Genomic DNA, 24338 nt, shown 5'->3' on the forward strand with positions numbered 1-24338 from the left:
AACTCATCGGTGCCCGGCGGGGCGGCGCCGCCTCTTTCACAGCGCGGCGAGCCCGGCCGCGACCGCCTCCAGGTCGGCGTCCGAGGCCAGTCCCGCGTGGTAGAGGCGCAGCTCGGTGGCGCCGAGGCTGCGGGCGCGTGCGGCGTCCCGGGCCAACGCGGCGGGACGGCCGCCCAGGCCGGAGACGACGGGGAGGTTGGCGGCCAGGACGGTGCCCGCGCCGGCGTGCCGCGCGAAGGGCGCGAGCAGGTCCGGTCCCTGGGCGCAGGGCACGACCACACCGTCCGCGACGGACAGCACGTGCGCGGGGTCGGTACCGGCGTCGGCGCCGCAGTGGTGGGACACCGGGTCGGCGTGCAGCAGCACCTGGAAGCCCTCGGGGGCGGCCGCGCGGACCGCGGCGACGGCCTCCTCCTGGAGGGTGCGCGCGGTCGTCTCGCGCCACGCGCGCGTGCCGCCCGCCTCCGGGGCGCCGAGCAGCCGCTCCACCGCGGGCCAGCCGCCCCCGGAGGGCGCCCCCCGCCACACCGGCTCCAGCGCGCCGCGCACGGCGTGCGCCAGCGCGTCGGCGTCCAGGCCCCGCGTGCCGTAGCCGGTGCGGCACGCGGGGCAGAAGCACAGGGACATCAGGTACTGCCCGGCGTCGCTGAGCGCGACTCCGGCGGTCTTGTCGTGGGCGTGCAGATGGGCGAACCCGTACCAGCCGAGGGACTCCAGTTCGGTGCCGCGCGCGCCGGGCCGCACGGCGGCCTCGGCGGCCAGGTCCACCAGGTACGCGCGCGTGGCGGGCTGGGCGACGCAGGGCGCCCACGGGTAGCGGTCGCCGTAGGCGTTGACGACGGAGGTCTCCGGGTGTTCGGCGCCCAGCCGGGAGTTGTGCGCGAGCACCACCCAGGTGTGCACCTCCAGGCCCGCGGCGGCCAGCGCCCCGGCGGCCTCGCCGAACGCGTCCCCGGGCGCCCAGTCACCGGCCGGGTGGGGGCGCGGGCTCCGTCCCCGCCAGTGGCCGCCGGGCGGGTAGAGGACGGCCGCGTACTCGGCGGTGACCACACGGTGGCGCGGATGGCGGGGGGTCAGCGCGCGGGTGGAGTGGTAGGCGGCGGCGAGGGTCGCCCCCCGCACGCCGAGGGCGGCGGTGCGCTCCGGGGCCGCCGGGTCGCCGTTGACGTCCCAGGGGTAGAGGAACGCCGACGCCCTCACTCGGCCCCCTCGGTCAGCGCGTGGCCGCGTTCGACGAGCCGGGCCAGCCGCTCGATGTGCTCGGGGGCCGGTTCGTGCAGCGGCGGCCGTACGCCGCCCACGTCCAGTCCGCGCAGCCGCACCCCGGCCTTGACCAGGGAGACGGCGTATCCGGCGCCCTGGGCGCGCAGTTCGACGAAGGGGCGGTAGAAGCCGTCCAGCAGGCGGTGCGCGGTGGTGTCGTCGCCCTCGCGCAGCGCCCGGTGGAAGGCTAGGGCGATCTCGGGGACGAAGCAGAAGACGGCGGAGGAGTAGAGGGTGACGCCGATGCCCCGGTAGGCGAGCTGGGTCTGTTCGGCGGTGGGCAGCCCGTTGAAGCAGAGGAAGTCGTCCAGGCCCTCGGTGCGGAGGGCGCTGACGACGCGCTGCATGAGGTCGAGGTCGCCGAGGCCGTCCTTGAGGCCGATGACGCCGTCCGTGCGGGCGAGCGCGACGGCGGTCCGCGGGGTGAGGACGGCGTTGTCACGCTGGTAGACGATGACGGGCAGGGCGGTCGCCGCGGCCACCTCGCGGTAGTGCCGCAGCAGTCCCTCCTGCCCGGCGACGACGAGGTACGGCGGCATGGCGAGCAGTCCGTCCGCGCCCGCGGCCTCGGCGAGCCGGGCGTACCGCACGGCGAGCGCGGTGCCGTAGCCGGTGCCCGCCACGACCGGGACGCGCCCGCCGGCCGCCTCGACGGCCGCGCGGACGCAGGTCCCGAACTCCTCGGGCGTGAGCGCGTGGAACTCGCCGGTGCCGCAGCAGGCGAAGACGGCGGCGGCCCCGGCCTCGACGCCGCGGCGCACATGGGCGCGGTAGACGTCGAGGTCGGGGGCGCCGTCGGGGCCGTAGGCGGTGACGGGGAAGAACAGCGGCCCGCTGGGGATGCTGAGGCGCTCGGCGAGGGGGGCTGACGTCACGGGCTCTCCCTGGGGCAGGCGGGCAGGGACGGACAAGAGAACAGGCAGACCGTCACTCATGTTTCTGACTGGCGTCCATATGCATGAACGCGTCCACGCTAAGTGGCCTCCCTGGGGCCGGTCAAGCGTCCCCACCCGCGAGCGACCAGGGATCCTGCCCCGGCACGGCACCCTTGACGCCGCCCGCCCGCGCTCCCTAGCGTGATCACGCATGTGAATCAAGTCCATGCATACGGCTGGCTGTCGCGCACGCTCGACGCAAGGAGTCCACGGATGCCCGCTCCCCGCACCGTTCTGCTCACCGGCGCCGCCGGCGGGCTCGGCACCCTGATGCGGGACCTGCTGCCGCGGTACGGCTACACGCTGCGTCTGTTCGACATGCGGCCGGTCGAGGGCGCCCCGGACGCCGTCACCGCCGACCTCGCCGACCGGGCGGCCCTGCGCGAGGCGGTCCGGGGCGTCGACGCGATCATCCACCTGGCGGGCATCTCCCTGGAAGCCCCGTTCGAGAAGATCCTCAGGGCCAACATCGAGGGGACGTACCACCTCTACGAGGCCGCGCGCGAGGAGGGCGTCGGGCGGATCGTCTTCGCCTCCTCCAACCACGCGGTCGGCCACACGCCCGTGCCGCGCGAGGGCGATCCGCTGATCCCGGTCGACACGCCGCGCCGCCCCGACACCTTCTACGGCCTGTCCAAGTCGTTCGGCGAGGACCTCGCCCAGCTCTACTGGGACCGGCACGGCCTGGAGACCGTCTCGGTGCGCATCGGCTCCTGCTTCCCCGAGCCGACCAGTGTGCGCATGCTCTCGATCTGGCTGAGCCCCGCCGACGGCGCCCGCCTCTTCCACGCCGCCCTCACCGCCGAGCACGTGGGCCACACCGTCGTCTACGGCTCCTCCGCCAACACCCGCCTGTGGTGGGACCTGTCGGGCGCGCGGGCGCTCGGCTACGCGCCCCGGGACGACTCGGAGCCGTACGCCGCGAAGCTCGTCGCCGAGCAGGGCGGGCTCGACCCGGACGAGCCCGCCCACGCCCGCCTCGGCGGCCACTTCGTCACCGACCCGCCGATCTGGCCGTACTGACGGCGCCGCGGCCGTCCGCCGCACGGCGCGGAACCGCCCCCGCACACGGCGGGCGGGCACCGAACGGGCCCGCCCGCCGCGCCATGCGGGCATCCGCCGTGCCCGTTCCCACCGGGCGCCGGACAGCCGCCCAGGTCCGCGACGGACACACAGCCCGGCAAACGGGCGCACCCGGGCATCATCGGACCGGCAACAGACCTGGTCAGCACCGCACACCGGCTGTACAACTGTGCCCCGAGGGCCGCACCGGGCCCGAACGGGCAACACGCCAGGAGGGCAGGTACCGGCCATGGGCGCGCGGACGGCGGAGGAACGGCAGCGGGAGATCGTGCGGGCCGCCCGTGCCGACGGCCAGGTCGACGTCACCGCGCTGGCCGGCACGCTCGGCGTCGCCAAGGAGACCATCCGCCGCGACCTGCGCGCCCTGGAGGACCACGGGCTGGTCCGCCGCACCCACGGCGGGGCCTATCCGGTGGAGAGCGCCGGCTTCGAGACGACCCTCGCCGTCCGCGCCACCACCCATGTGCCCGAGAAGCGCCGGATCGCCGCGGCGGCGGCCGAGCTGCTCGGGGACGCCGAGACGGTCTTCGTCGACGAGGGCTTCACCCCGCAGCTGATCGCCGAGGCCCTGCCCGTGGACCGGCCGCTGACCGTGGTGACCGCCTCCCTGCCGGTCGCCGGGGCCCTCGCCGGGGCGGCGAACGTCTCGGTGCTGCTGCTCGGCGGCCGGGTGCGCGCGGGCACGCTGGCCACCGTCGACCACTGGACGACGAAGATGCTCGCCGGATTCGTCGTCGACCTCGCCTACATCGGCGCCAACGGCATCTCGCGCGAACACGGCCTGACCACGCCCGACCCGGCGGTCAGCGAGGTCAAGTCGCAGGCGATGCGGGCCGCGCGGCGCACCGTGCTCGCCGGGGTGCACACCAAGTTCGGCGCGGTCAGCTTCTGCCGGTTCGCCGAGGTCGGCGCGCTGGAGGCGATCGTGACCAGCACCCTGCTCCCGGCCGCCGAGGCCCACCGCTACGCCCTGCTGGGCCCGCAGGTCATCCGGGTCTGATCCACCCCGCCCGTACGGCGGCCCCCGCCGCGCGGACCGGCACACCCCGCGCCACCCCTTATGTCCGGCTATCTCCTTTTATCCCCCACTCCCATGCCCCCTCTCCATCCCCAATGTTCAGGAGCGATCCATGCGAACCCAGAGCCGACGGCGGCCACCGCGAGCGACACTCGCCCTGGCCGCCGCAGGGACGCTGCTCGCCCCGCTGCTCTCCGGCTGCTGGGTCGGGGCGGGCGGGGCCGGTTCGGGCGGCGACTCCATCAACGTGCTGATGGTCAACAATCCGCAGATGACGGAGTTGCAGAAGCTCACCGCCGCGCACTTCACCAAGGAGACCGGCATCAAGGTGAACTTCACCGTGCTGCCGGAGAACGACGTCCGCGACAAGATCAGCCAGGACTTCGCCAACCAGGCCGGCCAGTACGACGTGGCCACCCTGTCCAACTACGAGATCCCGATCTACGCCCGCAACGGCTGGCTGCACCCGGTGGACTCCTACGTCGCCCGGGACCCGGGCTTCGACCAGCAGGACGTGCTGGCCCCGATGCGCCAGTCCCTCACCGCCGACGACGGCAAGCTCTACGGCGAGCCCTTCTACGGCGAGTCGTCCTTCCTCATGTACCGCAAGGACGTCTTCGCGGCCAAGGGCCTGACCATGCCCGCCCACCCCACCTGGCAGCAGGTCGCCGACCTGGCCGCGAAGGCGGACGGCGCCCGGCCCGGCATGAAGGGCGTCTGCCTGCGCGGACTGCCCGGCTGGGGCGAGCTGATGGCGCCGCTCACCACGGTCGTCAACACCTTCGGCGGCACCTGGTTCGACAAGGACTGGAAGGCGCACCTGGACTCCCCCGAGTTCACCAGGGCGACGAAGTTCTATGTCGACCTGGTACGGCAGCACGGCGAGTCCGGCGCCGCCCAGTCCGGCTTCGCCGAATGCCTGAACAACATGACCCAGGGCAAGGTCGCCATGTGGTACGACGCCACCAGCGCGGCCGGCCTGCTGGAGGCCAAGGGCTCCCCCGTCAAGGGCAAGGTCGGCTACGCCCCCGCGCCGGTGGAGAAGACCGCGTCCTCCGGCTGGCTCTACACCTGGGCCTGGGGCATCCAGAAGGCGTCCCGCAACCCGGACAAGGCGTGGAAGTTCGTCTCCTGGGCCTCCGGCAAGGGGTACGAGCGGCTGGTCGGCGAGACGAGCGGCTGGTCGAACGTCCCGGCGGGCAAGCGCGCCTCCACGTACGGGATCCCCGCCTACCGGGCGGAGGCCGCCGCCTTCCAGGAGCGGACCAAGGACGCGATCGCGAACGCCCGCCCCAACGACCCGGGCGTCCAGCCCCGGCCCGCCCCCGGCATCCAGTTCGTCGACATCCCCGAGTTCACCGACCTCGGCACCAAGGTCTCCCAGGAGATCAGCGCGGCCGTCGCCGGACGCCAGTCGGTCGAGTCCGCCCTCGCGAAGGCCCAGCGGCTCGCCGAGAAGATCTCCAAGGAGTACGAGGGACGATGACCGCCACGACCACGGCCCCCGTGGCCGCCACCCAGCCGCTCACGGGCCGCCGGACCTCACCCCGGCTGCGCGCCTGGGCCACCCGCGCCCCGCTGCTGCCCGCCCTCGTCTTCATGATCGCCGTGACCCAGCTGCCGTTCGTGGCCACGCTGGTGATCTCCTTCTTCGACTGGAACGCCCTCTATCCCAAGGCCCGCCGCTTCACCGGGCTCGACAACTACCAGCAGGTGCTCACCGACGCGGACCTGCGCCACTCGGTGTGGACGACCGTGCTGCTGACCGTGGCGGTGGTGCTGGCCAGCCTGGTCCTCGGCCTCGCCCTCGCCCTGCTCCTGGACCGCCGCTTCCCCGGCCGGGGCGCCGTGCGCACCCTGCTGATCGCGCCGTTCCTCGTGGTGCCGGTAGCCGCCGCCCTGCTGTGGAAGCACGTCCTCTACAACCCGGAGTACGGCCTGCTCAACGGCCTGCTGCACTATGTGGGCGGCCCGCAGCCGGACTGGATCTCGAACACCCCGCTGCTCGCGGTCGAGGCCTCGCTGGTGTGGCAGTGGACGCCGTTCATGATGCTGATCCTGCTGGCCGGACTCCAGAGCCGCGACCAGCAGCAGATCGAGGCCGCCCGGGTCGACGGGGCCGGCGACTGGCAGATCTTCGTCCATCTGACCCTGCCGCATCTGCGCCGCTACCTCGAACTCGGCGCGCTGCTCGGCTCGATCTACATCGTGCAGAACTTCGACGCGGTGTTCACCCTCACCTCCGGGGGCCTGGGCACCGCCAACCTGCCCTACACCGTCTACCAGAGCTTCTACCAGGCCCACGAGAACGGACTGGCCTCCGCCGCCGGTGTCCTGGTCGTCATCGGCTCGATCCTCATCGCGACCTTCGCCCTGCGCGTGGTCTCGTCCCTGTTCCGCGAGGAGGTGTCCCGCGCATGAACGCCCTCAAGCGCAACGGTCTCGGCCTCGTGGCCTGGCTCGCCGGGATCGTGTTCTTCCTGCCCATCGCCTGGATGGCGCTGACGTCCTTCCACTCCGAGTCGGACGCGGCGACCAACCCGCCGTCCTTCGCCGCCTCCCTGACCCTGGACGGCTACCGCGAGTTCTTCGGCAGCGGCGGCGGGGCCAGCCCCTGGCCCGCGCTGGCCAACTCGGCGGTCGCCTCGGTGGCCTCGACGCTGCTCGTCCTCGTCCTGTCCCTGCCGGCGGCGTACGCGCTGTCGATCCGGCCGGTGCGCAAGTGGACGGACGTGCTGTTCTTCTTCCTGTCCACCAAGATGCTCCCGGCGGTGGCGGGTCTGCTGCCGATCTACCTGTTCGCCAAGAACACCGGGATGCTGGACAACATCTGGCTGCTGGTCATCCTCTACACCTCGATGAACCTGCCGATCGCGGTGTGGATGATGCAGTCCTTCCTCGCCGAGGTGCCGGTCGCCGTCATCGAGGCGGCCCGGGTCGACGGGGCCCGGCTGCCCACGATCCTGGCACGGGTGGTGGCCCCCATCGCCGTCCCCGGGATCGCGGCCACCGCGCTGATCTGCTTCATCTTCAGCTGGAACGAGCTGCTCTTCGCCCGGGTCCTGACCGGCGTGGTCGCCGAGACCGCCCCCGTCTTCCTGACCGGCTTCATCACCAGCCAGGGCCTGTTCCTCGCGAAGGTGTGCGCCGCGTCGCTCGTCATCTCCCTGCCGGTGCTCGCCGCGGGGTTCGCCGCCCAGGACAAACTGGTCCAGGGCCTGTCGTTGGGAGCCGTGAAATGAAGGCCGCCGTCATCGAGTCCGTGGGCCGCGCCGTCGTCACCGAGGTCCCCGACCCGACGCCAGGGCCGCGCGAGGTCGTCGTGGAGGTCGCCGCGTGCGGGCTGTGCGGCACCGATCTGCACATCCTCCAGGGCGAGTTCGCGCCCAAGCTGCCGATCGTGCCGGGCCACGAGTTCGCCGGCCGGGTGGTCGCCGTGGGCACCGGTGTCACCGAGGTCGCCGAGGGCGACCGGGTGGCGGTGGACCCGTCGCTGTACTGCTACGAGTGCCGCCGGTGCCGTACCGGGCACAACAACCTGTGCGAGCGCTGGGCCGCCATCGGCGTCACCACCGCGGGCGGCGCCGCCCGCTACGCCCTGGCGCCGGTCGCGAACTGCGTGAAGCTGCCCGACCATGTGCGCACCGAGGACGCCGCGCTGATCGAGCCGCTGTCCTGCGCGGTGCGCGGCTACGACGTCCTCCAGTCCCGGCTGGGCGCCCATGTGCTGATCTACGGCTCCGGGACGATGGGCCTGATGATGCTGGAGCTGGCCAAGCGCACCGGCGCGGCGAGCGTCGACATGGTGGACCTGAACCCGGCCCGCCTGGAGACGGCGCGCGGCCTCGGCGTCTCGGCGTCCGCCGCGAACGCGGACGAGCTGGACCGCCCCGAGGGCTGGGACCTGGTCATCGACGCCACCGGCAACGCGGCGGCCATCCAGGACGGCCTCGACCGGGTCGCCAAGGCGGGCACGTTCCTCCAGTTCGGCGTGGCCGACTACGCCACCCGCGTACAGATCGACCCGTACCGCATCTACAACCAGGAGATCACCATCACGGGCTCCATGGCGGTCCTGCACAGCTACGAGCGCGCGGCGGAACTGTTCGCGGGGGGCGTCCTGGACCCGGACGTCTTCATCAGCGACCGCCTGCCGCTGGACAGCTACCCGCAGGCGCTGGAGCAGTTCGCTGCGGGCGTCGGCCGCAAGATCGTGGTCGTGCCCTGACCTGAGTCCGGGGGATCGTGAGCCCGGGGGGTCGTGAGCCCGGGGGATCGTACGGGGCACGCGGGGGGCGGGGCGGGCGGAAATCCGCTGGGACCGTCCGCCCCGCCGCCGTACGATCCCCCGCATGCCCCGACCCCACGGCTTCGCCTGTGCCGCCGACGGCGACGGCACCGTCCGCATCACCCACCACGACCGCGCCGCGGCCACCCTCAGGGGTCCGCGCGCCGCCCGCTTCCTCGCCGAGGTCGCCGCGGGCGATCCCCAGCTCGTCATGGCCCGCTGGACCGGCAACTACCGGCGCGGCACCGAGCGCACCGCACGCGAGCACCCTCGCAACCGCCGCTGACCTGCGCAGACGACGACCGGGCCGACGCGGATGCACCCGAATGGAGGGTAAGGGAACGGTAAAGCGCCCTCGCTCGTTCTATCCGGCATGACAGCTATGACCCCCGGCTCGAACATCCCCCTGCCCACCGCCCGCGTCACGGTGGACGTGACCGCTCCGGTGCGGCTGGACGTTTCGGGCCTGCTGCTCACCGCCGACGGCAAGGTGCGCTCGGACGACGACTTCATCTTCTACAACCAGCCCTCCGGTCCGGGCGTCACCCACCGCTCGGGCGGCGGCAGCGCGCCGGACGCGATCACCGTCGACACCTCCGCCGTGCCGCCGGGCATCGAGAAGATCGTGGTCACCGCCAGCCCGGACGCCGCCGGGCAGAGTTTCCAGGGCATCGAGCCCACGGCCACCCTGCGCGACGCGGACAGCGGCGCTGCGCTGGCCACCTTCACCCCGCCCCGGCTGGGCACCGAGACGGCCCTGGTCGTCATGGAGATCTATCTGCGCGCCGGCCAGTGGAAGGCGCGGGCCGTCGGCCAGGGGTACGCCGACGGGCTCGCGGGCATCGCGACCGACTTCGGCGTCAGCGTCGAGGAACCGGCGCCCGCCCCGGCGGCGCCCGTCGCACCGCCCGTACCGGCCGCGGCCCCGCCGCAGCCGGTGGCCCCGCCGCCCGCCCCGCCCGCGCCGCCGGCCCCGCCCGCCCCCGGCGCCGGGAAGGTCAATCTGGACAAGGGCCGCGTCAGCCTTCAGAAGAACCAGACGGTGTCCCTGGTCAAGGGCGGGCGCCCGCTGCTGTCCCAGGTGAAGATGGGCCTCGGCTGGGAGCCCGCCTTCCGGGGCGCGGACATCGACCTGGACGCGTCCGTCATCGCCTACGGCCCGCAGCGCAACCACATCGACAGCTGCTACTTCGGCAAGCTGTCCATCCTGGGCGGCGCGGTGAAGCACTCCGGCGACAACCTCACCGGCGAGGGCGCGGGCGACGACGAGGTGATCGTGGTGGACCTCGGACGGCTCCCCCAGGAGGTCACCGGCCTGGTCTTCACGGTCAACTCCTTCTCCGGCCAGAAGTTCACCGAGGTCGCCAAGGCGTACTGCCGCCTGCTGGACGCCGCCACCGGCGAGGAACTGGTCCGCTTCGACCTCACCAACGCCGAGGCCCAGACGGGCGTGATGATGGCCAAGCTGGTCCGGCAGTTCTCCGGCGAGTGGGACATGACCGCCATGGGCGACTTCGTCAAGGCCCGCACGGTACGGAACATGGTGAAGCCGGCGGCCCAGGCGCTGTAGCGGCACCCTCCGTCAGGGGCGTCCCGGCACCGGGCGGTGCCGGGACGTCCGGGTGCCCGGGACCGGCCACCGGCCGCGCCCGCGCGCGGCTCCCCCGAGGCCACCGGCCCTCACGCCCGCAGGCCCTCCAGCAGCAGCGTCAGATAGCGGCGCAGGTGCGCGCCCTGCCCGTCCGCCAGCTCGGCGGCCGTCGCCACGCCGTGCGCCAGCCGCAGCAGTTCGACCGGTTCCAGGTCCGCCCGCAGGGTGCCCGCACGCCGGGCGGCCTCCACCAGACGGGCCGCGGCGCCCATGAGCGACGTACCGCAGACGGTGACCGCCGTCGCGCTGCCGTCCGTGACCGCCGAGCCCAGCAGCGCCTTCAGCCCGCGCGCCTCGATCGTCCAGGCGCACAGCTCGTACAGCCACCGCGACAGCGCCTCGCCCGGCGCCAGCCGCTCCGCCAGCTCGTCCGCGCGCGCGGCGATCGCCTCGACCCGGTCGACGAAGGCCGCCTCCAGCAGCGCCTGCCGGTTCGGGAAGTGCCGGTACAGCGTCCCGGAGCCGACCCCGGCCCGCTTGGCGATGTCATCGAGCGAGGCGTTCTCACCGTGCTCGGTGAAGGCCCGGAGGGCCACCTCCAGCAGCCGTTCGTAGTTCCGCCGGGCGTCCGCCCGCATGGGTCTGACCTGCGCCATCCGCATACTCCTCGGGGACCGGAGGCCGTCTGCAGAATGTACCGGAGCCGGAGCGGGGACCTCCCCGGCCGCCCTCCCCCGGAGACCCCCGCCGAGACCCCGCCCCGCCGCCACGGCCCGTCGGCGCTCAGCCCCCGTGCGCGGAGCGCGCCTTGAAGGCCGCTTTGCGGGCCTCCTTGGCGGTCTTCTTGTCCGGGTGCAGCCGGCCCATGGCCTCCAGGACGTCGGCGGTGTGCGGATGGTCCACCCGCCAGGCCGCGGCGAAGAACCCGCTGTGCTGCTCGGCGAGCCCCTGCACCAGTGCGAGCAGTTCCTCCGAGTCGCCCTCGGCGGCCAGTTGCGCCGCCACCGTGTCGATGGTGAGCCAGAAGACCATGTCCTGGGAGGGCGGCGGCACGTCGGGCAGGCCCCGCTCGGTCAGCCAGACCCGGGCCAGACCGCCCAGTTCGGCGTCGTCGAGCACCTCGCGCAGCGCCGGTTCGGCCACCGCGCCGACCAGGGACAGGGCCTGCTGGCAGCGCAGTCGGCGCAGCGGGCCCCCGGCGTCGGCGCCGCGGGCCGCGGCGAGCAGTTCACGGGCGGCGGCCAGCGGTTCGCGGCGGGCGAGCCACTGCTCGGTCTCGGCGTGCGCGGCCGGGGGCGGGAAGGCGGCGGTGCCGTCCAGCAGCGCGTCGGCACCCTTGTCCGCGAGGTCACCGACGGCCGGGGCGTCGTGCCCGGCCTCCAGCAGCCGCGCCCGGACGCCGTACAGGCCGAGCGGGGTGAGCCGCACCATGCCGTAGCGGGCGACGTCCAGCTCGTCGTCGGACCCCGGCGCCGAGGCGGCGGGCCTGCCGCCGTCCGTGCCGGACTCGGCGTCCTCCAGCAGGGCTTCGTCCACCGGCCGGTGGTCGACGAGCCCGATCGGCTCCAGCAGCCGGAACTGGTCGTCCAGCCGCATCATGGCGTCGGAGACCTGCTCCAGTATGTCGTCGGTGGGCTCGCCCATGTCGCTGGGCACGATCATGGAGGCGGCGAGCGCGGGCAGCGGCACCGGCCCGGCGCCCGGCCCGCTCTCGCCGACGGTCAGCAGATAGAGGTTGGCCAGCACCCCGTCCAGGAACTCCGCCTCGGCCTGCGGGTCCCAGTCGAGGGCGGAGAGGTCGACGGCGCCGCCCTCGTCCATGGCGTCGATCAGGCCGTCCAGGTCGGGCACGCTGGCGTCGGCCAGGACGGCGTCCAGCGCGGTCAGCCAGAGCGTGAGCACGTCGTGCGGCGAGCCGCCGGTGAGCCGCCGCAGCTCCGCGCCCGCCGCGACGGTGCCCTGCTCCTCGTCGGTGATCTCGACGAGTCCGGTGTCCACGGCCATCCGCCACGCCTCGCTCACCGAGGCCGCCGCGTCGTCGCCGCTCAACCCCAGCTCCCCGGCGGCGGCGGGCAGTTGCTCGGGCAGCAGCGCGCCGCCCGCGTCGACCCGGGTGGCGGGAGAGGCCCAGCGGGCCAGCCGGGCGGCCCGGGACAGCAGCGGAGCGGCGAGGGCGTCCCGGGCCAGCTCCGGTTCGGAAGCCAGCCGCACCGGCGGCAGCGGGGACGTGTCTGACATCGGCTCGTTCTCCTAGGACCTGATGGACCGGGGGTTGCGCACCCCGGGCCGGTGAAGCCTGACGACTCGACCGCTCAGCCTAGACGGATTTCCACCCATGCCGCCCGGTTCATCTCCCCGACGCCCTTCGTACATGGCCGAAACCTTGACAACGCCCCTGGCTCCACAGGAGATTGACGCGCGTAGACATTCGGGGGACAACTGTCCACCGAGTGCGCTGCGTGCCACGGCCGTCCCGGTCGCGGCATCCTGTTCCCCGCTCCACCCTCGTCCCGGCGCTTCTGTACGTCCCCGGAGGGATTCCGTTGCCGAGCAAGTCTTCCGCCCGTCTCGCCGCGCTGACCGTCGCCGCCGTGTGCTCCGCGGCGGCGGTCACCCAGATGATCGTGCTCCCCGCGCCCGCGCACGCGGACTCCGTGCGCATCCATGACATCCAGGGCACCACCCGGATCTCCCCGTACGCCGGCCAGAAGGTCTCCGACGTGGCCGGAATCGTCACCGGGGTGCGCACCTACGGCGCCTCGAAGGGGTTCTGGATGCAGGACCCCCACCCCGACGCGGACCCGGCCACCAGTGAGGGCGTCTTCGTCTTCACCGGCTCCGCCCCGAAGGCCGCCGTCGGCGACTCCGTCACGGTCACCGGCACCGTCTCCGAGTACGTGCCCGGCGGCACCTCCTCGGGCAACCAGTCGATCACCGAGATCACCAAGCCGGCCGTCACCGTGGTCTCCTCCGGCAACGCCGTTCCGGCCCCGGTCGTCGTCGACGCGAAGTCGGTCCCGGCCGCCTACACCCCGGCCGGCGACAGCGCGGCCAACGGCTCGATCGACGCCCTGCCGCTGCGCCCGAAGCGCTACGCCCTGGACTACTACGAGGCCCTGGAGGGCATGAACGTCCAGGTCAAGGACGTCCGCGTGGTCACCGCCAGCGACCCGTACACCGAGCTGTGGGTCACGGTGAAGCCGCACGAGAACGCCAACAGGCGCGGCGGCACGGTGTACGGCTCCTACACCTCGCAGAACACCGGCCGGCTCCAGATCCAGTCGCTCGGCGCCACCGCCGACTTCCCGGTGGCGGACGTCGGCGACACCCTGCGCGGCACCACCGCCGGCCCGCTGGACTACACCCAGTACGGCGGCTACACCCTGGTGGCGAACCGCATCGGCGCCCTGGAGAGCGGCGGCCTGCGCCGCGAGAGCACCCGCAAGCAGTCCCGCGACGAGCTGGCCGTGGCCACCTACAACGTGGAGAACCTGGACCCGTCCGACACCACCTTCGCGGCGCACGCCGCCGCGATCGTGAACAACCTCCGCTCGCCCGACATCGTGTCCCTGGAGGAGATCCAGGACGACAACGGCGCCACCGACGACGGCACCGTCACCGCGGGCGTGACGATGGCCAAGCTGATCGACGCCATCGTCGCGGCGGGCGGCCCGCGCTACGAGTGGCGCTCCATCGACCCGGTCAACGACCAGGACGGCGGCGAGCCGGGCGGCAACATCCGCCAGGCGTTCCTGTTCAACCCGGCCCGGGTCTCCTTCACCGACCGCCCCGGCGGCGGCTCCACCACCGCCGTGGGCGTCACCCGGGTGCACGGCCGGGCCGCCCTGACCTCCTCGCCGGGCCGGATCGACCCGGCGAGCGAGGCGTGGAAGTCCAGCCGCAAGCCGCTGGCCGGCGAGTTCGTCTTCCACGGCCGTACGGTCCTCGTGATCGCCAACCACTTCGCCTCCAAGGGCGGCGACCAGGGGCTGACGGCCAAGTACCAGCCGCCGGTGCGCAGTTCGGAGACGCAGCGCCACCTCCAGGCGACCGAGGTGAACTCCTTCGTCAAGGACATCCTGAAGGTCCAGCGCGACGCGGACGTGATCGCCCTCGGCGACATCAACGACTTCGAGTTCTCCGGCACCGCGCGGATCCTGGAGGGCCGCGGCGAGCTGTGGTCGGCGATCAAGTCGCTGCCCAGGAGCGAGCGGTACACCTACGACTACCAGGGCAACGCGCAGGTCCTCGACCAGATCCTGGTCAGCCCCTCGATCCGGCACGGCCGCTTCGCGTACGACAGCGTGCACATCAACTCGGAGTTCCACGACCAGATCAGCGACCACGACCCGCAGGTGCTGCGCTTCCGCCCGTAGGCCATGCCAGGGCGCGCGGCCCCGGTCCCGTGTCCGCCCGTCAGCCGTCAGGCGGGTACGAGACCGAGCGCGTGCTCGTACCGGCTCACCGTGCTGCTCCGGACGCCGGGCCAGGTCTGCACGCGCTTCCACCGCGCGGTCGCCGACCCGACGCCGTCGCCCGGGGCGGCGAGCGCCGCCCGGTGGGCTTCCGCGCTCTCCCACTCGGCGTAGTTCAGCACCCGCCGGCCGTCGGTGCTCAGATGGAAGTGGGCGGCGATCCCGCCGGGGTGCGGCGCGGGGTCGCCCTCCAGGGCCTCGAAGACCGCGTCGACCCAGGCCCGCTGCCGCTCCGGGTCGGGCCCGTCGAACTCGACGTCGACGACCACGAGGCAGCCGGGCACCCGGCGGTCCCGCCCCGCGGGGCCGCCGCGGGCGGCGCTCCGGTGGTGCCGGAACCGGCCGAGCCCGACCCGCTCGATCCCCGGCACGGCGACATCGATCTCGTCGACCCGCTCCTGCCGCCGGGTCCGTACGAACGCCTCGAACTCCTGCTCGCTCGCCCACTGCGAGTGGTGCAGCAGCGTGGTGCCGTCCTCGCCCTTGTAGACGTGGTAGGAGATCAGCCCGTCCGCGGGCCAGGGGCGGCGCTGCCAGGTCCCGGCGATCGCCTCGACCGTCGCCCGCTGCCGTTCGGGCGTCCCCACCCGCCAGGTGCTGAAGAGCGGCGAGCCCACGCGCGGATCGGTGAGATCGGGGTGGTCGTCGGTGCGCAGGGCCGTACGCGGTACGGAACTCATCGGGGCCTCCGGTGATCGGCTGTCTGAACGACACGATCACTCTCCGACCTCAACCAAGATTGAGGTCAAGCCCTGCCCGTGAGCCCGGCGCGGGGGCGCCCGCGCTCATGACTGCGCGCCCCCGGAGACCCCGGGCGGGTGTTCCGGGGGCGCGGTCGTCCCACGTCGGCCGTACGCGCCGGGCCTGCGGTTCAGCAGTGCGCGCGGCGCCGGTTGAGCAGCAGCCCCGCCGCCAGGACCGCCGCTCCGGCCGCGCCCGCGAACAGCAGGGGGCGGGCGTTGCGGCGGACGGTCCGCACGGCGCCGTCCAGTGGCTGCCCGAGGGCGTCGGGCGCGTTGCGGGCCGTGAGCGCCGCCCGGTCCTGGGCGCGGTGCCCGACGTGGGCGGCGCCGCTGCGCAGCTGCACCGTCATCGCTCCGGCCCGGTCGCGCAGGTCGGCCGCGCGGGCCTTGGCGCGGCCCTTCACATCGGCCTTGGCCGCCAGTTCCTCGACGGTGTCGCCGAGCCGGTTCCTGGTCCGCTCGATCTGCTCGCGCAGCTCGTCGGGCCCCTTGGCGCCGGGCGCCGTCGCGGCCTTGTCCGTCCCGTGCCTGCTGTCGGTCATCGGTGGTGTGCCCTTTCCTTGATCTCCTCGACGTCCGCCTTGACGCTGCCCAGTGCCCGCTGCGGCGTGGGCGGTCCGGCGCGGCGCAGCTGGGCGCGGCCGGTGAGGGCCAGCAGGCCCGCCAGCGCGAACAGCACACCGGTCACGATGAGTGCCGCGGCCCACACGGGCAGCACCAGGCTGAGCGCGGCGACGCCCGTACCGGCGAGTGCGAACAGGCCGACGTAGGCGAGGGCGCCCGCGGCCCCGAGGAGGCCGCCGCCGCGTCCCATGCGCCGGCCCTTCGCGGTCAGTTCCTCTTTGGCGAGGGCCACTTCCTGCCGGGCGAGCAGGGAAAGCTGTTCGGTGGCGTCGTGCACCAGCTCGCCCACCGAGCGGTCGCCCGCCGGAGCGTGCTCCGCGTGCACTGGTCTGGCATCGATGGTCCCGGTCACGGTGGACCGCCTCCTCTCGGTCGGAGGCCCGGGTACCCCGCGACGCCCGCGCTACCCCTGGCCCGCGCCGCCGGGTCCGCGCTCGCCCAGCAGCGCCAGCCGGGTCTGGAACCAGTCGAGCCGGGCCTGCAACAGGGCCGCCTCCGCGACGAGTTCGGGCATCCCCGGCACAGCCTGGCTGCCCGGCCCGCCCGCTGCCGGAGCGGACTCCGCGCCCGCCGGACCCGGAAGGACCTCCGCGCCGGGGGCGGCCACGACGCGCAGCCCGTCCCCGGCGAGCCGCGCGAAGGCGGCGAACGTCACGGGCGTACGCCCGCGCACACAGCCCGCGCAGGTGGCGGCCAGGGCGCTGCGGCCGGGCCGGCCCCAGCCCGCGTCGGCCAGCGCGAGGGCGGGCGCGCCGCACGCGCAGGGCCCGACCGTCATCGTGCGCACCCGCTGGCGGGCCGAGCGGTAGCCGCGTTCGAAACGGATGTAGGCGCCGAGGACCGAGACCTCCAGAAGGACGGCGGCCCGGTGCTCCGTGATGCACAACAGGGCCTCGGCGGCGGCGCGTTCGCGTACGCAGTGGAAGCCGCAGTCGCACCGGCGCGCGGGCGGCCGGTGCCGCCGGCCGTAGACGCAGCCGGCGTCCGCGACGACGCCGTACGGCAGCGCGCCGCCGAGCGACACTCCGGTGAACCCGGCCCGGGTGCCGTCCCGCCACAGCACCGGGTGGGCGATCTTGTATCCGGTCGGCGGCTCCGCCGGGTGCTCCGTCGGCAGCCGCAGCCTCATCGGGCGGCCGGGACCTCTTCGGCGACGGGGGTCTCTTCGGCGGAGACGGCGTCCTGCCGCTCCTCCAGGAGCGGTACGGGCCGTCCGGGCCGTACGAGGGTCTCCGCCTCCTCCGGCCGCGGCTGCCGCCGCTCCTCGGCGAATCCGGTGGCCAGTGCCTTTCCGAGCTTCATGACGCCTCCCATGAGCTGCCGGTCGGTGACCTCATGCCCATGGTGACCCATGACGGGCGACTTTGGACAGACCGCCCACGATTGAAGAACTGCTTACCAATATGACGTAGAAGAATTAAGTGGTGCTGTACGTTTGGACTGCCGAGACTACCCCCATGACGACCACGCAGCCCGCATCCGCCCCCACACCCCCGCTGGGCCGCGCCCTGTGCGCGATGATCACGCCCTTCACCCCGTCGGGAGCGCTCGACCTGGACGGCGCCGCGCGCCTGGCCGACCACCTGGTGCGCGAGGGCTGCGACGGCCTCGTGCTGAACGGCACCACCGGTGAGTCGCCGACCACCACCGACACCGAGAAGTCCGAGCTGGTCCGGGCCGTCCGGGACGCGGTCGGGGACCGCGCCCGGCTCGTCGCGGGCGTGGGCACCGCCGACACCCGGCACACCGCCGAGCTGGCCCTGGCCGCGGAGAAGGCGGGCGCCGACGCGGTGCTCGTGGTGGCGCCGTACTACAGCAGGCCGCCGCAGGACGCCGTCGAGGCCCACTTCCGCACGGTCGCGGACACCTGCGGGCTGCCCGTCGTGCTGTACGACATCCCCGCCCGCACCGGCACCCGCATCGAGACGGACACCCTGCTGCGCCTGGCGGAGCACCCGCGGATCACGGCGGTCAAGGACTGCTCCTACGACCTCCTCGGCGTCCAGAAGCTGCTGGCCCGCACCGATCTCGCCGTCTACGCGGGCTGCGACGAGCACAACCTCGCCCTGTACGCGGTCGGCGGCGCCGGATACATCAGCACGGTCGCCAACGCGGTCCCCGGGCGGCTACGCGCCGTCCTGGACGCGTTCGACGCGGGCGACACCGCGGGGGCGGCCCGCGCCCAGCAGCGGGCCACGCACCTCATCGAGCTGACGACGTCCTCCGGGCTGCCCGGCGCGGTCACCGCGAAGGCCCTGCTCAGCGCGCTCGGCCTGCCCGCGGGCCCGGTCCGCGCCCCGCTGCTGCCCGCCTCCGAGGAAACCACGGCCGCCCTGCTGACAGCACACGAGGACCTGACCGCCCCCGCACGCTGACCCGGTGAGCGGCCCCCTGTTGTCCCTCGACGTCGACGGCCCGCTCACCCCCTGACCGCCACGCAACACGGCGAGGCATCGCTCCCCGGACGGGAAGGGTGCCTCGCCGTGGCCGCCGGGGCTGCCGGGCGGTCAGTTGTGGCTGTGCAGCACGTCGTTGAGACCGCCCCAGACCGCGTTGTTCGGGCGGGCCTCGACGGCGCCGGTGACCGAGTTGCGGCGGAAGAGGATGTTCGAGGCGCCGGAGAGCTCGCGGGCCTTGACGATCTGTCCGTCGGGCATGCTGATCCGGGTGCCCGCGGTGACATAGAGGCCGGCCTCCACGACGCACTCGTCGCCGAGCGCGATGCCCACGCCCGCCTCGGCGCCGATCAGGCAGCGCTCGCCGATGGAGATGATCACGTTGCCGCCGCCGGAGAGCGTGCCCATGGTGGAGGCGCCGCCACCGATGTCCGAGCCGTCGCCGACCACGACACCGGCGGAGATGCGGCCCTCGACCATGGAGGTGCCCAGGGTGCCCGCGTTGAAGTTCACGAAGCCCTCGTGCATCACGGTGGTGCCCTCGGCCAGGTGCGCGCCGAGGCGGACCCGGTCGGCGTCGGCGATCCGGACGCCCTTGGGGGCCACGTAGTCCGTCATGCGCGGGAACTTGTCGATCGAGGTCACCTGGAGGTGCAGGCCCTCGGCGCGCACGTTGAGGCGCACCTTCTCGACGTCGTCCACGGCGACCGGGCCGAGCGAGGTCCAGGCGACGTTGGCGAGGTGGCCGAAGATGCCGTCCAGGCTCACGCCGTGCGGCTTGACCAGGCGGTGGGAGAGCAGGTGCAGCCGCAGATAGGCGTCGTGCGCGTCGAGCGGCTTGTCGTCGAGCGAGGCGATGACCGTGCGGACCGCGACCACCTCGACGCCCCGGCGGGCGTCCGGCCCGGTCGCCGCGGTCGCGCCGCCGCCGAGCAGTTCGGCGGCGCGCTCGGCGGTCAGCCGCTCGGTACCGGCCGGGCCGGGCTCCGCCGTCAGTTCGGGAGCGGGGAACCAGGTGTCGAGGACGGTGCCGTCGGCGGCGATCGTGGCGAGTCCGGCGGCCACGGCGCCGGTGGTGCGGGGAGCAGTCTCGGTCATGGGGAAAACCTAACGTGGGGCGGGGCGCGGGAGCGAACCGTGTCTCACGTGCCGGGCGGCTTCGGTGGGATCAGCCGGGAGAGCGTCCCGCGGGCGTACTCCTCGTCGTAGGAACCGCCGGTCAGCAGTACCTGGAGGCAGATGCCGTCCACCACGGCCACCAGGGCGCGGGCGGTGACCGGGTCGGTGTGCCGGGCCAGCAGGGCGGCGAGGCCGTCGGCCCATTCGGCGGCGACCGGGCGCAGGGCCGGGCGGCGCAGCGCGGCCAGATACAGCTCGTACTCCAGCTCGACCCCGGTGCGGTCCCCGGCCAGCCACTCCCCCATCGCGGCGGCGAGTTCCCGGGCCACGTCGGGGTGCGGACCGCTCAGGGCGCCGCGCGCGGCGACGGCCTCCGCGAAGCTCTCGTTGGCCTGGCGCAGCGCGGCCACCAGCAGATCGTCGAGGGTGGCGAAGTGGTACGTGGTCGAGCCGAGCGGCACATCGGCCTCGGCGGCGACCGTACGGTGACTGAGCCCCGCGATGCCCTTCGCGCCCACGACCCGGATCGCCGCGTCGATGATCCGCTGCCGCCGGCCCGGATCGTGCCGCCGGGCCATCAGTGCGCGCCGCCCAGATTGAGCACCACCACACCGACGATGATCAGCGCGACCCCGGCGGCCTTGGTGAGCGTCATGCCCTCGCCCAGGAAGACGACGCCGATGGCGGCGATGGCCGCGGTCCCGATGCCGGACCAGATGGCGTACGCCGTACCGACGTTCAGCGTCTTGAGCGTCTGGGCGAGCAGCCCGAAGGAGATCAGATAGCCGAGCGCGGTCAGCACCGAGGGCCCCAGCCTGCTGAACCCCTCGCTGTACTTCATGGCGGTGGTGCCGGCGACCTCGGCGGCTATGGCTCCGGCAAGGAACAGGTATCCCATGTGTACGAGCGTACACATCGTTTTGTGCAGCTTCTAAGGGCTGTCCCGTAAAAGGTCTCCGGGGGACGGCGGTGCGCTACCCCATGACCGCGCGAGCCGCGTCCAGAAACGCCAGCCGGTTGTCCTCCAGGTAGTCCCGCACGCTTTCACCGTCGGGCAGGCCTTCCCATACCGTCCGGTTGAGGTCGAGGAAGTACGCGCGGGCCGCGTCGTGCACCGGCAGAGGGAACTGGATGCGGATGAGCCGCTCCGCAACCCACAGTCTGTTCATGACGTCCCGGGTCGTGAGGAACCAGGCGTCCGTGTCCTCCCACTCGGAAGGCCGACTGAAGGCGGAACGTTCGGCCTCGGCCCCCACCTCGACGAACCGCTCCAGCAACGCCAGCCGTTCCCCACGCCGGGCCTCCGACAAGGCGAGCTGCTGTCGTTGCTGTTCAGCGCGTTCCGCCGAGAGTTGAGTTCTGTGCTGGACGAGGTAGGACAGCGAGCCGCCGAGGACAACGCCGCCCAGCGATATGAGTGACACCCAGACCTGACCTGACATGCCGGTCATCGTGCCATGCCGTCGATCTTCGAGACGATCTCGCTGTGGCTGGTGTGATCAGGGCGTCCGAGCCGTCCTGGACAGCCCCGTTCACCGGGCTGAGCCCGCGGCAGTTCGGAAAGCCGGTGACAGTTCTGCGGCGCGAGGGTGCAGACGCGGTCCGCACGGGACGGCCGTGGGGCCTGCCGTTGGAGGACCGGGCCCTGCTGGTCGCCGCGTACTGGCGCACGAACCCGACCATGCGCCAGCTCGCTCCGTTGTTCGGGGTGTCCAAGTCGGGGGCGGACCGGATCATCGACCACCTCGGGCCGATGCTTGCTCTCCAGCCCCGCAAGCGGTTCACCAACGGCACCGTGCTCATCGTGGACGGCACCCTGGTCCCCGCCCGCGACCACTCCGTGGCCGAGCAGTCCAAGAACTACGGGTACTCCACCAATCACCAGGTTGTCGTCGGCGCCGACACCCGCCTGGTCGTCGTGGTGGGCCGGCCGCTGCCCGGAGACCTCAACGACTGCAAGGCGTGGGAGGAATCCGGCGCCAAGGCCGCCGTCGGCAAGACCCTCACGATCGCCGACGGCGGTTACCCCGGCACCCGGCTCGTCATGCCCCACCGCCGGCGCAAGGGCAAAGACCTGCCCGACGGGAAACAAGAACACAACACGTCTCACAGGCAGGTGCCCGCGTCGAGCACGTCTTCGCCCGCATGAAGACCTGGAAGATTCTCCGCGACTGCCGCCTCAAAGGCGACGGAGTCCACCACGCCATGCTCGGCGTCGCCCGCATACACAACCTCGCCCTCGCCGGATAGACAAGCGGACCCCGCCACCGGCCCGGCCCGGCGACTCAAAGATCATTTACGGGACAGCCCTTAGCCACAGCACCGCATCAGCACTGTCAGTAGCGTCCGGCACCATGGCGGAATGCACCGACCAGCAGAGGACTCAGACGTCCGGACCGAATTCGCCCGCGCGATTCAGGAGGCGATATCCGAAGCCACACGAGTGGGCGGTGCCAAGCCCACTCTGCAGAAGATCGCTAAGGCGTCGCAGGGACGGAAACAGCCTGCATTGACCACATCGTCGATCAGTGCGTGGCGCAACGGACAGCGGCTGCCGTCTTCCCCAGCGGCCCTGGATGCCTTTGTGACAGCACTGGAAAAAGCCGCGTCATTGCCTCCGGGACGGCTCGACCGCCGCCGTTTGGAAAGCCTGTACCGGCGGGCCCGAAACACGCCTCCCACAGCTGCGGACCCGCGAGTAGCGGTGTTCCCTGTGCGCGACGCGAACCCTCTCGAACTGAAGGTGCACCGAGCACGCACACTCGACGACGGCGACGCGGTCCCTGCCTATGTTCCGAGGGACGTCGACCCAGATGTGCGCAAAGCGCTCTCCCGCATCGGCACCGACGGCGGCGTCGTCCTTCTCATCGGTGATTCCACGTCCGGCAAGACCCGCTGCGCCTATGAAGCGATGACGTCCGTGCTGCCTGACCATCTACTCGTCGTTCCATCGCACATCAACGACCTGCCGGATGCTGTCACCGAGTGTGTCCGGGCCGGCCGCTCGGGAACTCCAAACGTTCTCTGGCTCAACGACCTTGAGCAGTACCTGGGGCCGCACAGCCTGACGCTCAACGACCTGCGCGCGCTGCGCCGGGCCCGGACGGTCGTGCTGGCCACCATGCGGTCCCGGATCCGCGTAAGCCTGCCCTCCCACGAACTGGTTCGGCTCGCTGAAGAGTTCGAGGTCCGACGGCTATGGTCCACGCCTGAGATCGAGCGCGCCCGTGAGCAGCTACGGGCGCGGCCGGACAAACGTCTGCGTCTGGCCCTGGAGCAGGCCGAGAATTTCGGCGTGGCGGAGACACTCGCCACTGGCCCCCAACTGTGGCAAGAACTGCGCAGCGCTTCCGTCGTCAACGGCAATCCCAGGGGCGCCGCGCTGGTATGGGCGGCGATCGATCTGACGCTGGCCGGACTGGGGGATCCGCATCCCGTCGAGTTGCTCCAAGCTCTGCACGAGCGGTACCTGCCCGGACGCAACAAGCAACTGATCGGGCCAGAGCCGCTCGACGCAGCTCTCTCCTGGGCCACCAGTCCCCGGGATGCGGTGACGCGGCTGTTGATTCCCGAGGGTGAAGGTCTACGGCCGTTCGACTACCTGCTCGATGCCCATCTGCGGGACCGAGGGCCTTCACCCGATCTGCTCCCGAACTGTATCTGGGAGATCGCTCTCGAACGCGGCACCGAGAAACACCAGCGTTTCAGTGTCGCCCTGGCCGCTCACGCCAACGACCGCATGGACATCAGCCTACGTGCGCTCCAGCCGCTCGCGGACGCGGATGACGTGGACACCTTCCGCACACTGGGCCTGCTGTATGAACGATCGGACCGAGCAGAAGCGATCCGATGGCTGCAGCGCGCCATTGATGCCGACGATGTCCTCTCGCTCCGTCTCATGGGCAATCTTCACTTCCGAACGCGGGACCGCGAGACCGCGCATGACTGGTATACGCGGGCGGCAGAAGCAGGTGACGAAGTGTGTCAGTCCTACTACACCTATCCGGGCGTCGATAACCGTGCCGTACCGGATGAGCTCGCTGCGCCCCCGGATCCCAGGCCCCTACCGGACAACGAGGACTGGGACGACTGGGAAGAAGAAGCGGACTGGGGACCGTCCGCTCGTACGCTCTGCCTCCTCGGGGACACGCTCTCCATGCTGGCCGACATGGCCTATGACGTCCTCGATGAGATCGGTGATCGCGCCGTCGACCTCGGTGACGACTACGCGTTCCTCTTCAGCCAACTCCCCGTGGGCACCTGGCGCCAGAACAGCCGATGGCGCCGTCAGATGGCTCGTTGCTTCGACGATCTGGCCGCGGACATCAGAGCCGGGCGATGGCCTCGTCCCACCTGCACCGGAGAGGAGATGGCGCTTCACATAGCCGTCGATCACGCGTCGAGCAGCGTCGTGGAGGACCCGCACATGGTCACCGAGACCGTCGAGGGGATACCGCCGCATCACGCCGACTGGGACTGGCATCTGTGTCTCGACGTACTGCTTGAGGACATCGATGTGTTGTTCCTCTACGAGCCCTGGGCCCAAGGAATCGAGGACTCCGACCACCACCTCAACCAGCGCATGGGGATCGCGAATCTCGAAGCCGAGGACTGGTTCAAGCCCTTCTACAAGGACGACGCTCGAGCCGACGATCGCGGATTCCGACGCTGAGCGCCGTTCCCGTTTCCCGCCGGGAAAGCCCGAACACCCTCTCTGAACTGGGAAAACACCCAGGTCAGCAGCTGGCGTGCTGGCCGGGACGGCGACCGGTCCGGTTCCGTAGCTGCAAGCGATCGCGGAAC

Annotated in this window: 24 protein-coding genes and 1 pseudogene; 12 read left to right on the forward strand and 13 right to left on the reverse strand. The window is 72.4% G+C overall.

Annotated elements, in window-relative coordinates; genetic code table 11:
* Positions 1-36: 36 nt before the first annotated feature.
* Both R4Z62_RS07080 and R4Z62_RS07085 read right to left on the reverse strand, forming a co-directional pair.
* On the reverse strand, positions 37-1200 hold the full coding sequence (locus R4Z62_RS07080) for a hypothetical protein (RefSeq protein ID WP_491519357.1): 1164 nt from the start codon (positions 1198-1200) through the stop codon (positions 37-39).
* Positions 1197-2138 carry a 5-dehydro-4-deoxyglucarate dehydratase gene (locus R4Z62_RS07085; protein ID WP_355481551.1) on the reverse strand — a complete coding sequence of 314 codons (942 nt, stop codon included), beginning with the start codon at positions 2136-2138 and terminating at the stop codon, positions 1197-1199. Before R4Z62_RS07085 ends, R4Z62_RS07080 begins: the two co-directional genes overlap by 4 nt.
* A gap of 273 nt (positions 2139-2411) precedes the next feature.
* Here R4Z62_RS07085 and R4Z62_RS07090 point away from each other — a divergent pair, with 273 nt between their 5' ends.
* The 8 genes from R4Z62_RS07090 to R4Z62_RS07125 all read left to right on the forward strand — a co-directional run bounded on the left by R4Z62_RS07090 (position 2412) and on the right by R4Z62_RS07125 (position 10157).
* Entirely contained in the window at positions 2412-3221 is an 810-nt protein-coding gene (locus R4Z62_RS07090) for an NAD-dependent epimerase/dehydratase family protein (protein WP_064532238.1), read from the forward strand.
* A gap of 289 nt (positions 3222-3510) precedes the next feature.
* Entirely contained in the window at positions 3511-4281 is a 771-nt protein-coding gene (locus R4Z62_RS07095; RefSeq protein ID WP_018567652.1) for a DeoR/GlpR family DNA-binding transcription regulator, read from the forward strand.
* A gap of 130 nt (positions 4282-4411) precedes the next feature.
* On the forward strand, positions 4412-5785 hold the full coding sequence (locus R4Z62_RS07100) for an ABC transporter substrate-binding protein (protein WP_064532241.1): 1374 nt from the start codon (positions 4412-4414) through the stop codon (positions 5783-5785).
* Positions 5782-6720 carry a carbohydrate ABC transporter permease gene (locus R4Z62_RS07105; protein ID WP_064532243.1) on the forward strand — a complete coding sequence of 313 codons (939 nt, stop codon included), beginning with the start codon at positions 5782-5784 and terminating at the stop codon, positions 6718-6720. Before R4Z62_RS07100 ends, R4Z62_RS07105 begins: the two co-directional genes overlap by 4 nt.
* Positions 6717-7541 (forward strand): carbohydrate ABC transporter permease, encoded by an 825-nt coding sequence (locus tag R4Z62_RS07110; RefSeq protein ID WP_018567649.1) that lies wholly within the window; start codon positions 6717-6719, stop codon positions 7539-7541. Before R4Z62_RS07105 ends, R4Z62_RS07110 begins: the two co-directional genes overlap by 4 nt.
* Positions 7538-8527, forward strand: coding sequence for a zinc-dependent alcohol dehydrogenase family protein (locus R4Z62_RS07115; protein WP_064532245.1), 990 nt, complete (start codon positions 7538-7540; stop codon positions 8525-8527). Before R4Z62_RS07110 ends, R4Z62_RS07115 begins: the two co-directional genes overlap by 4 nt.
* 124 nt (positions 8528-8651) lie before the next feature.
* Positions 8652-8873 carry a hypothetical protein gene (locus tag R4Z62_RS07120; protein WP_064532247.1) on the forward strand — a complete coding sequence of 74 codons (222 nt, stop codon included), beginning with the start codon at positions 8652-8654 and terminating at the stop codon, positions 8871-8873.
* A gap of 96 nt (positions 8874-8969) precedes the next feature.
* A complete protein-coding gene (locus R4Z62_RS07125; protein WP_385498812.1) occupies positions 8970-10157 on the forward strand; it encodes a TerD family protein in 1188 nt (395 codons plus the stop codon).
* A 110-nt stretch (positions 10158-10267) separates the two neighbouring features.
* Here R4Z62_RS07125 and R4Z62_RS07130 read toward each other — a convergent pair whose 3' ends face one another.
* Both R4Z62_RS07130 and R4Z62_RS07135 read right to left on the reverse strand, forming a co-directional pair.
* Entirely contained in the window at positions 10268-10834 is a 567-nt protein-coding gene (locus R4Z62_RS07130) for a TetR/AcrR family transcriptional regulator (protein WP_064532252.1), read from the reverse strand.
* 127 nt (positions 10835-10961) lie between these two features.
* Entirely contained in the window at positions 10962-12416 is a 1455-nt protein-coding gene (locus tag R4Z62_RS07135; RefSeq protein ID WP_355480764.1) for a hypothetical protein, read from the reverse strand.
* A 305-nt stretch (positions 12417-12721) separates the two neighbouring features.
* On the opposite strand from R4Z62_RS07135, the gene R4Z62_RS07140 reads away from it, so the two are divergent.
* Positions 12722-14554, forward strand: a complete 1833-nt coding sequence (locus R4Z62_RS07140; protein ID WP_491519358.1) for a DUF8508 domain-containing protein — start codon at positions 12722-12724, stop codon at positions 14552-14554.
* A gap of 47 nt (positions 14555-14601) precedes the next feature.
* On the opposite strand, the gene R4Z62_RS07145 is transcribed toward R4Z62_RS07140, so the two are convergent.
* From R4Z62_RS07145 to R4Z62_RS07165, 5 genes are all read right to left on the reverse strand, one after another.
* Positions 14602-15333: an antibiotic biosynthesis monooxygenase gene (locus tag R4Z62_RS07145; protein WP_491519359.1), complete on the reverse strand. Its 732-nt coding sequence runs from the start codon at positions 15331-15333 to the stop codon at positions 14602-14604.
* A 191-nt stretch (positions 15334-15524) separates the two neighbouring features.
* Complete coding sequence (locus tag R4Z62_RS07150) at positions 15525-15938, reverse strand: DUF3618 domain-containing protein (protein WP_355480768.1); 414 nt, start codon at positions 15936-15938, stop codon at positions 15525-15527.
* Positions 15935-16372, reverse strand: coding sequence for a phage holin family protein (locus R4Z62_RS07155; protein ID WP_064532261.1), 438 nt, complete (start codon positions 16370-16372; stop codon positions 15935-15937). Before R4Z62_RS07155 ends, R4Z62_RS07150 begins: the two co-directional genes overlap by 4 nt.
* A 51-nt stretch (positions 16373-16423) precedes the next feature.
* Positions 16424-17149, reverse strand: coding sequence for a hypothetical protein (locus tag R4Z62_RS07160; protein ID WP_018567639.1), 726 nt, complete (start codon positions 17147-17149; stop codon positions 16424-16426).
* Positions 17146-17322: a hypothetical protein gene (locus tag R4Z62_RS07165; RefSeq protein ID WP_491519360.1), complete on the reverse strand. Its 177-nt coding sequence runs from the start codon at positions 17320-17322 to the stop codon at positions 17146-17148. The genes R4Z62_RS07160 and R4Z62_RS07165 overlap by 4 nt, the downstream gene beginning before the upstream one ends.
* A 155-nt stretch (positions 17323-17477) precedes the next feature.
* Here R4Z62_RS07165 and dapA point away from each other — a divergent pair, with 155 nt between their 5' ends.
* Positions 17478-18395, forward strand: coding sequence for a 4-hydroxy-tetrahydrodipicolinate synthase (gene dapA / locus R4Z62_RS07170; protein WP_491519361.1), 918 nt, complete (start codon positions 17478-17480; stop codon positions 18393-18395).
* Positions 18396-18527: 132 nt separating this feature from the next.
* Here dapA and dapD read toward each other — a convergent pair whose 3' ends face one another.
* The 4 genes from dapD to R4Z62_RS07190 all read right to left on the reverse strand — a co-directional run bounded on the left by dapD (position 18528) and on the right by R4Z62_RS07190 (position 20986).
* Positions 18528-19514, reverse strand: coding sequence for a 2,3,4,5-tetrahydropyridine-2,6-dicarboxylate N-succinyltransferase (dapD, locus tag R4Z62_RS07175; RefSeq protein ID WP_064532269.1), 987 nt, complete (start codon positions 19512-19514; stop codon positions 18528-18530).
* A gap of 44 nt (positions 19515-19558) precedes the next feature.
* Positions 19559-20113, reverse strand: coding sequence for a TetR/AcrR family transcriptional regulator (locus tag R4Z62_RS07180; RefSeq protein WP_064532271.1), 555 nt, complete (start codon positions 20111-20113; stop codon positions 19559-19561).
* Positions 20113-20433 carry a DMT family transporter gene (locus tag R4Z62_RS07185; protein ID WP_064532273.1) on the reverse strand — a complete coding sequence of 107 codons (321 nt, stop codon included), beginning with the start codon at positions 20431-20433 and terminating at the stop codon, positions 20113-20115. Before R4Z62_RS07185 ends, R4Z62_RS07180 begins: the two co-directional genes overlap by 1 nt.
* 76 nt (positions 20434-20509) lie before the next feature.
* Positions 20510-20986 (reverse strand): hypothetical protein, encoded by a 477-nt coding sequence (locus tag R4Z62_RS07190; protein ID WP_093763578.1) that lies wholly within the window; start codon positions 20984-20986, stop codon positions 20510-20512.
* 35 nt (positions 20987-21021) lie between these two features.
* Here R4Z62_RS07190 and R4Z62_RS07195 point away from each other — a divergent pair.
* Positions 21022-21785, forward strand: a pseudogene (locus tag R4Z62_RS07195) (transposase).
* A 112-nt stretch (positions 21786-21897) separates the two neighbouring features.
* Entirely contained in the window at positions 21898-24207 is a 2310-nt protein-coding gene (locus tag R4Z62_RS07200) for a hypothetical protein (protein ID WP_491519362.1), read from the forward strand.
* Positions 24208-24338 lie beyond the last annotated feature (131 nt).

This window comes from Streptomyces sp. PL-25 (assembly GCF_058344915.1).

Bases quoted from the DNA above. Each gene is read 5' to 3' on its own strand.
- dapD (WP_064532269.1), bottom strand. From the start codon at position 19,514: ATGACCGAGACTGCTCCCCGCACCACCGGCGCCGTGGCCGCCGGACTC.
- R4Z62_RS07110 (WP_018567649.1), top strand. From the start codon at position 6,717: ATGAACGCCCTCAAGCGCAACGGTCTCGGCCTCGTGGCCTGGCTCGCC.
- R4Z62_RS07120 (WP_064532247.1), top strand. From the start codon at position 8,652: ATGCCCCGACCCCACGGCTTCGCCTGTGCCGCCGACGGCGACGGCACC.
- R4Z62_RS07135 (WP_355480764.1), bottom strand. From the start codon at position 12,416: ATGTCAGACACGTCCCCGCTGCCGCCGGTGCGGCTGGCTTCCGAACCG.
- R4Z62_RS07150 (WP_355480768.1), bottom strand. From the start codon at position 15,938: ATGACCGACAGCAGGCACGGGACGGACAAGGCCGCGACGGCGCCCGGC.
- dapA (WP_491519361.1), top strand. From the start codon at position 17,478: ATGACGACCACGCAGCCCGCATCCGCCCCCACACCCCCGCTGGGCCGC.
- R4Z62_RS07200 (WP_491519362.1), top strand. From the start codon at position 21,898: ATGCACCGACCAGCAGAGGACTCAGACGTCCGGACCGAATTCGCCCGC.
- R4Z62_RS07160 (WP_018567639.1), bottom strand. From the start codon at position 17,149: ATGAGGCTGCGGCTGCCGACGGAGCACCCGGCGGAGCCGCCGACCGGA.
- R4Z62_RS07090 (WP_064532238.1), top strand. From the start codon at position 2,412: ATGCCCGCTCCCCGCACCGTTCTGCTCACCGGCGCCGCCGGCGGGCTC.
- R4Z62_RS07185 (WP_064532273.1), bottom strand. From the start codon at position 20,433: ATGGGATACCTGTTCCTTGCCGGAGCCATAGCCGCCGAGGTCGCCGGC.
- R4Z62_RS07145 (WP_491519359.1), bottom strand. From the start codon at position 15,333: ATGAGTTCCGTACCGCGTACGGCCCTGCGCACCGACGACCACCCCGAT.
- R4Z62_RS07130 (WP_064532252.1), bottom strand. From the start codon at position 10,834: ATGGCGCAGGTCAGACCCATGCGGGCGGACGCCCGGCGGAACTACGAA.
- R4Z62_RS07115 (WP_064532245.1), top strand. From the start codon at position 7,538: ATGAAGGCCGCCGTCATCGAGTCCGTGGGCCGCGCCGTCGTCACCGAG.
- R4Z62_RS07180 (WP_064532271.1), bottom strand. From the start codon at position 20,113: ATGGCCCGGCGGCACGATCCGGGCCGGCGGCAGCGGATCATCGACGCG.
- R4Z62_RS07095 (WP_018567652.1), top strand. From the start codon at position 3,511: ATGGGCGCGCGGACGGCGGAGGAACGGCAGCGGGAGATCGTGCGGGCC.
- R4Z62_RS07125 (WP_385498812.1), top strand. From the start codon at position 8,970: ATGACCCCCGGCTCGAACATCCCCCTGCCCACCGCCCGCGTCACGGTG.
- R4Z62_RS07100 (WP_064532241.1), top strand. From the start codon at position 4,412: ATGCGAACCCAGAGCCGACGGCGGCCACCGCGAGCGACACTCGCCCTG.
- R4Z62_RS07190 (WP_093763578.1), bottom strand. From the start codon at position 20,986: ATGACCGGCATGTCAGGTCAGGTCTGGGTGTCACTCATATCGCTGGGC.
- R4Z62_RS07105 (WP_064532243.1), top strand. From the start codon at position 5,782: ATGACCGCCACGACCACGGCCCCCGTGGCCGCCACCCAGCCGCTCACG.
- R4Z62_RS07165 (WP_491519360.1), bottom strand. From the start codon at position 17,322: ATGAAGCTCGGAAAGGCACTGGCCACCGGATTCGCCGAGGAGCGGCGG.